We start from the raw sequence: 11,398 nt of genomic DNA on the forward strand, positions 1-11,398 counted from the left end.
ACGAGATCTTCGCTTCCGCGCAGGTGGTACTGCAGGTGCAAACGCCTGGCAGCAACACCCAGAACGGCAACGAAGATCTGGAGAAATTCAAGCAAGACCAGATCGTTATCGGTATGACCGATCCGCTGGCCAACCCGCAATTTGCCCAGACGCTGGCCGACAAGAAAGTCACCGGCCTGGCTCTGGAACTGGTACCGCGGATCACCCGCGCCCAGGCCATGGATGTACTTTCTTCCATGGCGATGATTGCCGGTTACAAATGCGTCCTGTTGGCCGCCAACGAATCCCAGCGCATGTTCCCCATGAACATGACCGCTGCCGGCACCATGAACGCCTCCCGCGTGTTCGTAATGGGCGCCGGTGTGGCAGGCCTGCAGGCCTGTGCTACCGCCAAGCGCCTGGGTGCCGTGGTCGAAGCTTATGACGTGCGTCCTGCTGCTCGCGAACAGATCCTCTCCGTTGGCGCCAAGCCGGTAGAGCTGGACCTGGACACTGGTGAAGCGGAAGGCTCCGGCGGTTACGCCAAGGCTCAGGGCGAAGACTTCCTCAAGCGCCAGCGCGAGCTGATGACGGAAGTGATCAAGGAAATGGACGTGGTAATCACCACGGCTGCCGTTCCCGGCGCCAAGAGCCCGATTCTGGTCACCGAAGACATGGTCAAGGCCATGAAACCCGGCTCCATTATCGTCGATCTGGCCGCAGAACGTGGCGGCAACTGTGATCTGACCGAATCCGGCAAGACCGTTGTGAAGCACGGCGTCACCATCGTCGGCCCGGAGAACGTACCCTCCTCCGTGGCGTTCCATGCCAGCCAGATGTTCGGCAAAAACATGGAAAACCTGCTTAACCTGCTGCTGGACGATAACGGCGATCTGCAACTGGATTTCGAAGACCAGATCGTTGCCGAAACCGTGGTCAGCCACAACGGCGATGTCCCCCAGGCTCGCCTACGCGACCTGCTCGGCCTGCCCGCTCTGGCTAAACCTGAGCCCGAGGCAGACGATTCCGCTGATGCGGACTCCGACGCCAACAAGGAGGAGGAGAAATAATGGATTTCGTAGCCCAACTAACCCTGTTTGTGCTGGCGATCTTCCTCGGTGTGGAACTGATCACCAAGGTTCCGCCCACCCTGCACACCCCACTGATGTCCGGTTCCAACGCGATTTCCGGTATTACCGTGGTGGGTGCCCTGATCGCCGCCGGTTCCGACTCCGGCATGCTGATCAATGTGCTGGGCTTTATCGCTGTGGTGCTGGCCACCATCAACGTGATTGGCGGCTTTATGGTCACCAATCGAATGCTGGCGATGTTCAAGAGGAAGTAATTCATGCAAAACTGGATTGATATCGCCTACTTGATCGCCGCCTGCCTGTTTGTGGTGGGCATCAAGGGGCTGACCAAGCCGAAAACTGCTGTGCGCGGGAACCTGCTGGCTGCTGCCGGTATGGGTGTTGCTGCCGTAGTTACCCTGCTCAACGAGCATATTGTTACCTATGAAGTCATCATTGCCGGCGTTGTTGTCGGTGGCCTGATTGGCGCCGTCATGGCCAAGAAGGTACAGATGACCGCCATGCCGCAGATGATTGCTCTGCTCAACGGCTTTGGTGGTGGTGCGTCCTTCTCCGTGGCTTCCGCCGAGTTTTTCCGCGGCTCTGCCAACGACACGGTCTCCATCATCGCTACCGGCGCTGCCGTGTTGATCGGTGCGGTCACCCTGACCGGCTCTCTGGTCGCATTCGCCAAACTGCAGGAACTGATCGACGGTAAGCCCATGGGCTTCCCCGGCATGAAACTGGTCAACGCTGTCCTGTTCATCGGCTCCATCGTCGGCATCGGTTACCTGGTTGCCAACCCGGGGAACGAGATGGTGTTCTGGGGTCTGGTGGCTGCGGCCATGTTCCTCGGCCTGTTGCTGGTACTGCCGATTGGTGGTGCAGACATGCCCGTAGTGATCGCCCTGCTGAACTCCTACTCTGGTGTAGCGGCATCCGCTGCCGGTTTCGTGATGGGCAACAGCGCCCTGATCATCACCGGTTCTCTGGTCGGTGCGTCTGGTCTGATCCTGACCAGTATCATGTGTAAAGCCATGAACCGCTCCCTCACCAACGTCCTGTTCGGTGTAATGGCGGAAGCTGGTGAAGCCATGGATGAAGACGAAGTCTATGCAGGCAAGGTGAAGTCGACCTCTGCAGACGAAGTCGCCATGATGCTGGAAACCGCACGGCGCGTTGTCATCGTGCCCGGCTTTGGCCTGGCCATGGCTCAGGCTCAGCATGCAGTGCGCGAAATGGCTGACACCATGGAAGCGATGGGCATCGAAGTCGAATACGCCATCCATCCGGTAGCTGGTCGTATGCCCGGCCACATGAATGTGCTGCTGGCGGAAGCCGAAGTGCCCTACGACAAGCTCAAGGACATGGATACCATCAATCCTACCTTCGAGCAGACCGACGTAGCCATCGTGCTGGGCGCCAATGACGTGACCAACCCCATGGCCCGCGAAGATAAAGGCAGCCCGATTTATGGCATGCCCATCCTCAACGTGGACAAGGCCAAGACCGTGGTTGTGGTAAAACGCTCTCTGAGTGCCGGTTTTGCCGGCCTGCCCAACCCGCTGTTCGCCAAGGACAACACGCTGATGCTGTTCGGCGACGGCAAAGGCGCGGTACTGGATATCACTACCGCCCTGAAAGAAGGCTGATCGGTTACCTGATCAGAAAAAAGGGGAGCTTCGGCTCCCCTTTTTTGTGCCTGCGCCTTTTCTGTTGTGTGGATTGGCCTTAAACAACGCAAACGCAGTAAAGGGTGGTTCCCCTTCGGACTAACCCACCCTGCCAGCCACGCGGCTTTCTTGTTTGCCCCGGGCAGACCATCAGCCACAAAAAAGCCCACCTCAATGTGAGGCGGGCTTTTTTGTTTTTCCTGCAGCGTGAAGCGTGCTGCCTGCATATTACTTAAAGGTATAAACCAGACCCACAGTCACCTGATGATCCGTTTCCTTGGTGCCTGCCGGAACCTTGGATTCATGCTCCAGCAAGTGACGCAACCGCAGAGCAAAATGGCTGTTTATCTTGCTGGTCAGCGAAGTTTCCATTCTGGTGCTGGTGGAATCTTCACCCACTTCGCTGCTGATTTCTTCCTGAAATTCAGCGCTTTCGCTGATTTGCCAGTGGTATTTCAACGCCAGACGAGCGATGGCGCTTTCTTCCGTATTAGCACAGTCGCCGTAGGAGTCTTCCGGCTCCAGGCACTGAACGCGGTAACCGGGACCGGCTTCCATGTCCAGCGTATGCACATCATTCTCGATAAAACGACGACCCAGACCGATGGCGTAACTGGCCTGGTAGTGGAACCCGGAGAAATTATCCTTCTCATAGGTGGCTACGTTGAACAGATAATTGCGGGATTCCTCGCCGAGCTTGCGGTCCAGCTTGTAGGAGGCAAAATAGTTTTCATCGGTACGGTTGTATTGTTCCGTATCCGGATCGCGCTCTTTCTCGTTGTTGGCGTCCGCCTTGAAGTGATGGCGCCAGAAGGCACTGTCACGGCTTGCGTTGGCATGGGCATTCACCGAATCAGAATCGGTGTTGCCACGTTTGAAAAGCAGGCCAACGGAAATATCCCCGGACCACTTGCTTGCTTCGCTGGTGCCTTCCTCGGCCTCGGCCGCTGCCGTTACCGCCGGCAACCCGGCGGCAATCAGCATGGCAGCGAGATACTTACTGCGCATGAATTTCTCCTCTACTCACTCTTGTCCAGATGCACATCCATCTGCGGAAACGGAATGCCAATCCCTGCTTCATCAAAGCGGCGCTTCACGGTTTCCGTGGTGTCCCAGAGCACCGGCCAGTAATCCGCACTCTTCACCCAGGGGCGACAGAGGAAATTCACAGAGCTGTCAGCCAGCTCACCCACCACAATGGTCGGTGCCGGATCCTTGAGAACGCGCTCATCAGCTGCCAGAACCTCTTCCAGCACCTTCTTCACCACGGAAAGGTCCGCATCGTAAGCAACCCCGAACACCATATCTACCCTGCGAGTGGGTAATTCAGAGTAATTAGTGATATTGCCGGACATGATTGACCCGTTCGGCACGGTAATTACCTTGTTGTCAGGGCTATTCATCACAGTGGCGAAGATGCGTATTTCCTTCACGGTACCTGAGGTACCACCCGCTTCCACGTAGTGGCCAACCCGGAACGGCTTGAACATAATCAGCATCACGCCGGCAGCAAAGTTACCCAGTGAATCCTTCAGCGCCAGGCCAACGGCCAGGCCGGCGGCACCGAGAATGGCTACCAGTGAGGTAGTTTCCACGCCCAGTTGGTCCAGAGAAGCGATGATGACGAAAACGAATAGCAGGACATGGATGATGTTACCCAGAAACTTGGCCACTTCCGTGTCCAGCTTCTTGTCCATCACACGGCTGAGCCACCCGGCCAGCTTGCCCACGATCCATTTACCGACAATGAAGATGACCAGCGCCGCGATGATATTCCAGGCGTAAGGCATCAGGTTTTCGTTGGCAAAGGTTTCAAGTTGAGACAGATATTGATCCATTAAACGTACTCCTCATCCAGTGAGCGCGAATTATGCCCATTCCTGTGCCTGGCCCAAGATGCAGACACAGGCAAGTGCAGAATTTTACAAAGGTTTCACCTGACGAAAACGAAGTAAACACCCCGCCCCGCTGTCGGCTTGCTACACATAATGAAACCTTCGTGCCCCGGTGGCCAGTCCCGGCGCACACTCAAGCCCAATTGGCTGCCAATGCGTGTCCATGTCTGGGTATCTGCCGAGCTGGCCGGTATAATGCCCGGTCACATTTGCTGTCCTGTCGGAGTCTTCAATGTTCAAGAGCGTGCGTGCGCCCCTGACCGCCCAATTGCAACAACGCATCCTGATTCTGGATGGTGGCATGGGCACCATGATCCAGGGCTGCAAGTTCACCGAGGAAGACTTCCGGGGCAGCCGCTTTACCGACTGGCCCAGTGACCTGAAAGGCAACAATGACCTGCTCTGCATGACCCAGCCGGAGCGGATCAAGGAATTGCACAAGGGCTATCTGGACGCTGGCGCTGACATTATCGAGACCAACTCCTTCAACGCCACGTCCATCGCCATGGCCGACTACGACATGCAGGACCTGGCGCGGGAGATCAATGTGGCGGCCGCCCGTGTGGCCCGACAGGCTGCTGATGAAGCCTCTACCCCGGACAAGCCGCGCTATGTGGCCGGCGTACTCGGCCCCACCAACCGTACCGCCAGTATCAGCCCGGACGTGAACGACCCCGGCTACCGCAACACCAATTTCGACAAACTGGTCGAAGCCTACCTGGAAGCGCTGGATGGCCTGGTGGAAGGCGGTATCGACCTGATCCTGATCGAGACCATCTTCGATACCCTGAATGCCAAGGCGGCGGTGTTCGCGGTGGATCAGTACTGCTACGAGAATGACCTGGACCTGCCGGTGATGCTCTCAGGCACCATCACCGATGCCTCCGGGCGGACGCTCACCGGGCAGACCACAGAGGCCTTCTACAACTCTCTGCGCCACGCACGGCCGATCAGTGTCGGCCTCAACTGTGCACTCGGCCCCATGGAGCTGCGGCCCTACATCGAAGAGCTGTCGCGGATCTCCGAGACCTACGTGTCTGCCCACCCCAACGCCGGGCTGCCCAATGAAATGGGGGAGTACGATCTGGACCCGGCCACCATGGCCAAGGAAATCCGTGGTTGGGCGGAAAAAGGCTTCCTCAACATCATTGGCGGCTGCTGTGGCACTACCCCGGAACATATTGCCGCCATGGCTGAGGCGGTGGAAGATTTGCCTCCGCGCAGACTCCCCGAGATCGAGGTGGCCTGCCGGCTATCCGGGCTGGAGCCGTGCACCATTCGCAAGGATTCCCTGTTCGTCAATGTGGGCGAACGCACCAATGTGACCGGCTCCAAGCGCTTCCTGCGCCTGATCAAGGAAGAGGATTACGACGCTGCCCTGGATGTGGCCCGTGATCAGGTGGAGAACGGCGCCCAGATCATCGATATCAACATGGACGAGGGGATGCTGGAGTCCGCCGAGTGCATGGTGAAATTTCTCAACCTGGTGGCCTCGGAGCCGGAGATTTCCAAGGTGCCGATCATGATCGACTCCTCCAAGTGGGAGGTGATCGAGGCGGGTCTCAAATGCATCCAGGGCAAGGGGGTGGTGAACTCCATCTCCATGAAGGAAGGCGAAGAAGCCTTCCTGCATCAGGCACGCCTATTGCGTCGCTACGGTGCTGCTGTGATCGTCATGGCTTTCGATGAAGAGGGCCAGGCTGACACACGCGAGCGCAAGGTGGAAATCTGTACCCGCGCCTACAAACTGCTCACCGAAGAAGTGAACTTCCCGCCGGAAGACATCATCTTCGACCCGAATATCTTTGCCATCGGCACCGGCATCGAAGAGCACAACAACTATGCCGTGGACTTTATCGAAGCGGTAGGTGACATCAAACGCACCCTGCCCCACGCCATGATTTCCGGCGGGGTTTCCAACGTCAGCTTCTCCTTCCGGGGGAACGACACCGTGCGTGAAGCGATTCACGCGGTGTTTCTGTATTACGCCATCAAGAACGGCATGGACATGGGCATCGTCAACCCGACCATGCTGGCGGTGTACTCGGATATTCCCGAGGAGTTGCGCAACGCCGTGGAGGATGTGGTCCTTAATCGCCGTGAAGACGGTACCGAGGTCCTGCTGGATCTGGCAGAGAAATACCGTGGCAGCGGCGCAGAGAAGGTCAAGAAGGAAGACCTGGCCTGGCGCGAATGGGAAGTTGAAAAACGCCTTCAGCATGCCCTGGTAAAAGGGATTGCCGATTACGTGGAAGAGGACACCGAACTGGCCCGTCAGAATGCGGCTCGCCCCCTGCATGTGATCGAAGGCCCGCTCATGGATGGCATGAACGTGGTCGGCGACCTGTTTGGCGAGGGTAAGATGTTCCTGCCCCAGGTAGTCAAATCCGCCCGGGTGATGAAGAAGGCAGTGGCTTATCTGCTGCCCTACATGGAAAAGGAAAAGGAAGAGCTGGGCACTCAGGACGAAGCCAATGGCAAGATCCTGATGGCCACGGTGAAAGGCGATGTCCACGACATCGGCAAGAATATCGTTGGTGTAGTGCTGCAGTGCAATGGCTACGACGTGGTGGATATGGGCGTCATGGTGCCCTGCGAAAAGATTCTCGAGACCGCCAAGGCCGAGAAGGTGGACATCATCGGCCTGTCCGGCCTGATCACCCCGTCACTGGAAGAAATGGTCCATGTGGCCAGTGAAATGCAGCGCCTGGGCATGGATCTACCGCTGATGATCGGCGGCGCCACCACCAGCCGCATCCATACCGCCGTGAAAATCGACCCGGCTTACCAAGAGGCGGTGGTTCACGTGGCCGACGCCTCCCGAGCCGTGGGTGTGGCTTCCAAGCTGCTCTCCAAGACCGCCAAGGCCGACTATGTCGCAGAGCTGAAGGAAACCTACGAAGGCCTGCGTGTGCGTCGCAAACAGCAACAGGTAGATCGCAGCCTGATTTCCATCGAGCAGGCCCGACAGCATCGCTTCCAGCCAGACTGGTCCGGCTACACCCCGCCCGAGCCGAAGGTAAAAGGCCTGAAGGTCTTCGACGACTACCTGCTGGAAGATCTGGTTCAACGCATCGACTGGACGCCCTTCTTCCGCTCTTGGGAACTGGCTGGCAAATTCCCGCGCATTCTGGAAGACGAGGTGGTGGGCACCGAAGCCACCAAGCTCTACCGAGACGCCCAGGCAATGCTTGAGAAAATCGTTGAAGAAAAATGGCTAACTGCCCGTGCTGTAATAGGTTTTTGGCCGGCCAACTCGGTCATGGATGATATCGAGTTGTACCGCAACCCGGGTGATAAGGAGGCATTCATGACCCTCCACCACCTTCGCCAGCAGCTTGACCGGAGCAAAAACGACAAGCCGGATTTCTGTCTCAGTGACTTTATCGCCCCCAAGGAAACGGGGCTCACCGACTGGCTGGGCGGTTTTGCCGTCACCGCTGGCAGCGGTATCGACGAGCACGTGGCTCGCTTCGAGGCAGACCACGATGACTATTCCTCCATCATGCTCAAGGCCCTGGCGGATCGTCTTGCCGAGGCGCTGGCCGAGCGCATGCACGAAAAAGTCCGTAAGGAGTACTGGGGCTACGCCAACGACGAGGCGCTTAGCAATCAGGACATGATCAGCGAGAAATACCGGGGCATCCGCCCTGCCCCCGGTTACCCGGCCTGCCCGGACCATACCGAGAAAGCCCTGCTGTGGGAGCTGCTCGACCCGGAACAGAATGCCGGCATGACGCTGACGGAAAGCTACGCCATGCTGCCTGCAGCGGCGGTGTCAGGCTGGTACTTTTCACACCCGGAGGCCAAATACTTCGGCACCGGCAAGCTGGCCAAGGACCAGATGGACGATTATGCCGCTCGCAAGGGGATGACCCGCAAGGAGATTGAACGGATGGTGCCGCATCTGCTGGGTTATATGGACGAAGAACAGCGCTGACTGGTACGAGGAGCGCCTCGAGAGGCGCTCCTCAACTGAGCCGCTGAGGCGGCAGCTCGAAACGGGGTTCCCAGTCGCTGGCATCAATGGATTCCTGGTAGCCATGCCAGGTGGCATAGCCGAGCACCGGAAGCAGCACAGCAAGCCCCAGATAGGCCGTCAGCAGCCCCACCAGCAAACACACCCCGATTAGACAGGCCCACAGGAGCAGCGCCAGCTTGTTGCGCAATACCGCATTAATGCTGGTGATCACACCTGTCACCATATCCGTGCGACGATCCATGATCATCGGCAGCGAGAACACGCTGGCGGTAAAGATAATGGCGCAGAAAACCGCCCCGACACTGCTACCCACGCCAAAGAACAGCAGGATGTCATTCCAGTGCCATTCATTAACCGGGTAGAAGATATAAATCAGATTGGCCGCCCGCGCCCAGATCAGAAAGACCACAATCATGATCACGGTGTAGGTCAGTGCATCCCCCATGCAATGGCGGGCCTGACGCAGGCTTTCCTTGAGTGTCGGGGTCTGATCCTGCTGGATCTGAATACTGATATCGTAAAGGTTCAGGGCGAGAATCGGCCCCAGAAAAACAAACCCGGAAATCAGCCCCAGGTAGAGGCCCATATTGCCAAACCACCAGGTGGCGGCCGTGATCAGATAGCTCAGGCCGACCATGATAAAGCCATAGATCAGACTTGGCCCCGGTGCGGCACAAAAGTCCTGCCAGCCCTTGCGCAACCAGCGCAACGGCGCCGAAGGGGCAATGACATGACAGGGCGCCACAAAGGGGCGGGTATCCTCTTCCTGATGATTGTTATCGTTGTTCATGGCATGGCCGCATGGTGAGACGATACCTGCTCAATCTTCGGCAATCTTCGCGAACACATCAAGACTGCCATGGGTGGCATCCAGATGACCAAGCAGCTCATCCTGGACACTGTGCATCACATCACTGGCGGACCAGATGGCAGGAATCCCATAGGTAACCGCCAGGCTGGCAGCACCATTGCAGGGGTCTTTCTCGGCGATAACCAGACCACCCGCCTGAACCAGCCAGGGCAACCAGGCAGGCTCCACCTGATCGACGACTACAATATCCCCAGGGCAGATCCGATTCAGGCTCCAGGCGCTGCACACCCGCCGTATCGGACCCTCTACCCTGCCCGGCACCAGCGGCAAGCCGCGCAGCAGCGGGCTAAGGCGCTGACCGCCACCAAAGCCGTAACCAATCTGGTCCATTTTCCAGTCCGGCGCTCCCTGCAAGCCGTCATCCAGGTAACGTAATTTACGATCGCCAATCACCTCGCGATTGGCACTGGCAGGCAATTGTTGCCCCATCCAGAGCTGCCACAGTTCATCGAAGTAGAGAAAATAAATATCATCCGGATGCTGTAGTCGCCCCTGATTCACCGCCACAGCACCCATGGCGCGCAGCAGACCACGCAGCCGGTTGCCGATGGCAAAGCGCAGGCCTCGAGCCTGACGAGCCAGTGACAACCAGCGCGAATCGTCCACTGAGGGTTCGGCACAGGTGGGCAGATCTCCTGTGGCGCTCGCATACAAACCATTGAGATTGCCGGCCTGGGCGGGGCTTTCGTTTAACGGCGCGTGCACTGGGTCGGCCCCCGGGCGCAGGCCGGTTTCCCTTAATGCTTCGGGTCGTTCAGCCACCAGAACGTCGATGGCGTCTTTCTCGGCACCGGTAACCAGCATTTCCAGGGGAAAAGGTGTCGTGTAGTGGCAGCTGCGGTCCGGCAAGGCCAGGTATCCGACCTCCCCCTCCACGCCGCTGAGTCGTTCGCCCATGCCGTCAAGCTGCATGAAGGCGCGCCATAACCCTTCCTGGGTAGCTGCCGGCTGCTGCCAGCGCTTCAAATCCCTGCTCACCCTGGCCAGCGTCAGCTGGTGCCGGTAAACCGTGAATCTGTCCACCAGCTTGCTGCCCGACACCGGATCAGTACGACTCTCAAGCTGTTGCCATGCCGGTGGCAGGAAGCGGCTGGCCCCTGCGTGCTGACTCTGCAGCTCACGGAAAAATGCACAGTTGGTGTACAGGTGGCTGTGCTGGCGACGGTAGGGTTCGACCTTGGCCAGCGATTGCCAGCCCTCACGGGCCACCAGAGGCTCCCAGAAGGCGGTCTTCAGCCAGCGCCCTGCCAGGGTGTACCACAATGGCGTTTCCACCTGAGTGAACAATCCGTTCCCTGCCCGGCGTGTCCATGCCTCCCTGGGCGTGGGCAGCGAGCCCACCGGCAGGGTTTGCAACAGCCATAGCTGCTGCCCATCAAAGACCCATTCGCCGGCCTGAGGGCGCTGGAAGTTTTGTTTAAGCCGCTCATGGAGCTCACGCAATAGTGGCGCGCCAACCTGGTCACCGAGCGCCAGCTCCTCGTGGGAAGCGTGCACCAGGCGACCGTCATCATCGAAGATCAGCCGTTGGCGCTCGCTGCTGCCATCAAGCACCCCTTCCACCACCATGTGAGGAAGGTCCTGTCTTAATGGGTGGCGGGTGAAGAGCACGCCGGCGGCCTGCTGGCGCGGCAATGCCTGGATTACCACATGATCCGGCCCTTGTTCACGCTGGAAGATGCTGCGCAACGCCGCGGCAAGTGACTCATCGGAATCCAGATTGAGCAGACTTTCACGCTGGGAATCCGGATTCATCGGTCCTTGTTGCAGGACCCAATAACGTTCTTCGCTGAACATGCGCGGCAAGGCGCGCAGTTGTTGTGCCAGGGATTCCGGGGAGCTGTCCTGCACCACGTCCCGATTCACCCGCCAGCTCGGCGGCACAGGCAGCCCCATGGCCGCCCAGCGCTGCAGGTTTTCCGTGCCCT

Annotated in this window: 8 protein-coding genes; 4 read left to right on the forward strand and 4 right to left on the reverse strand. The window is 58.5% G+C overall.

Features of this window, described 5'->3' with window-relative positions; translation table 11 throughout:
* From ACFE0K_RS06125 to ACFE0K_RS06135, 3 genes are all read left to right on the forward strand, one after another.
* A partial coding sequence (locus ACFE0K_RS06125) for an NAD(P) transhydrogenase subunit alpha (RefSeq protein WP_434535220.1) occupies window positions 1-1,049 on the forward strand: 1,049 nt, incomplete at its 5' end.
* The gene (locus ACFE0K_RS06130) at window positions 1,049-1,324 is read left to right on the forward strand and encodes an NAD(P) transhydrogenase subunit alpha (RefSeq protein ID WP_035244439.1); all 276 of its coding nucleotides are present in this window, start codon (window positions 1,049-1,051) and stop codon (window positions 1,322-1,324) included. The genes ACFE0K_RS06125 and ACFE0K_RS06130, both read left to right, overlap by 1 nt.
* Window positions 1,325-1,327: 3 nt before the next feature.
* Window positions 1,328-2,701, forward strand: a complete 1,374-nt coding sequence (locus ACFE0K_RS06135) for an NAD(P)(+) transhydrogenase (Re/Si-specific) subunit beta (RefSeq protein WP_434535221.1) — start codon at window positions 1,328-1,330, stop codon at window positions 2,699-2,701.
* A 249-nt stretch (window positions 2,702-2,950) separates the two neighbouring features.
* Here the strand turns inward: ACFE0K_RS06135 and ACFE0K_RS06140 are convergent, their stop codons facing one another.
* Both ACFE0K_RS06140 and ACFE0K_RS06145 read right to left on the reverse strand, forming a co-directional pair.
* Complete coding sequence (locus ACFE0K_RS06140; protein ID WP_434535222.1) at window positions 2,951-3,730, reverse strand: DUF481 domain-containing protein; 780 nt, start codon at window positions 3,728-3,730, stop codon at window positions 2,951-2,953.
* 11 nt (window positions 3,731-3,741) lie between these two features.
* Window positions 3,742-4,560, reverse strand: a complete 819-nt coding sequence (locus ACFE0K_RS06145) for a mechanosensitive ion channel family protein (RefSeq protein ID WP_434535223.1) — start codon at window positions 4,558-4,560, stop codon at window positions 3,742-3,744.
* A 289-nt stretch (window positions 4,561-4,849) separates the two neighbouring features.
* Here ACFE0K_RS06145 and metH point away from each other — a divergent pair, with 289 nt between their 5' ends.
* A complete protein-coding gene (gene metH, locus ACFE0K_RS06150; RefSeq protein WP_434535224.1) occupies window positions 4,850-8,557 on the forward strand; it encodes a methionine synthase in 3,708 nt (1,235 codons plus the stop codon).
* Between the two features lie 31 nt (window positions 8,558-8,588).
* Here the strand turns inward: metH and ACFE0K_RS06155 are convergent, their stop codons facing one another.
* Window positions 8,589-9,389, reverse strand: coding sequence for a DUF2189 domain-containing protein (locus ACFE0K_RS06155; RefSeq protein ID WP_434535225.1), 801 nt, complete (start codon window positions 9,387-9,389; stop codon window positions 8,589-8,591).
* 30 nt (window positions 9,390-9,419) lie between these two features.
* Window positions 9,420-11,398 (reverse strand): PEP-utilizing enzyme (locus ACFE0K_RS06160; RefSeq protein WP_434535226.1); only part of this gene is annotated, 1,979 nt, incomplete at its 5' end.

The sequence above is a fragment of the Alcanivorax sp. genome (assembly GCF_051117345.1).
Lineage (GTDB): Bacteria > Pseudomonadota > Gammaproteobacteria > Pseudomonadales > Alcanivoracaceae > Alcanivorax.

Excerpts from the sequence above, each read along its gene's own strand:
- ACFE0K_RS06130 (WP_035244439.1), top strand. The coding sequence starts at position 1,049 with ATGGATTTCGTAGCCCAACTAACCCTGTTTGTGCTGGCGATCTTCCTC.
- ACFE0K_RS06135 (WP_434535221.1), top strand. The coding sequence starts at position 1,328 with ATGCAAAACTGGATTGATATCGCCTACTTGATCGCCGCCTGCCTGTTT.
- ACFE0K_RS06140 (WP_434535222.1), bottom strand. The coding sequence starts at position 3,730 with ATGCGCAGTAAGTATCTCGCTGCCATGCTGATTGCCGCCGGGTTGCCG.
- ACFE0K_RS06145 (WP_434535223.1), bottom strand. The coding sequence starts at position 4,560 with ATGGATCAATATCTGTCTCAACTTGAAACCTTTGCCAACGAAAACCTG.
- metH (WP_434535224.1), top strand. The coding sequence starts at position 4,850 with ATGTTCAAGAGCGTGCGTGCGCCCCTGACCGCCCAATTGCAACAACGC.
- ACFE0K_RS06155 (WP_434535225.1), bottom strand. The coding sequence starts at position 9,389 with ATGAACAACGATAACAATCATCAGGAAGAGGATACCCGCCCCTTTGTG.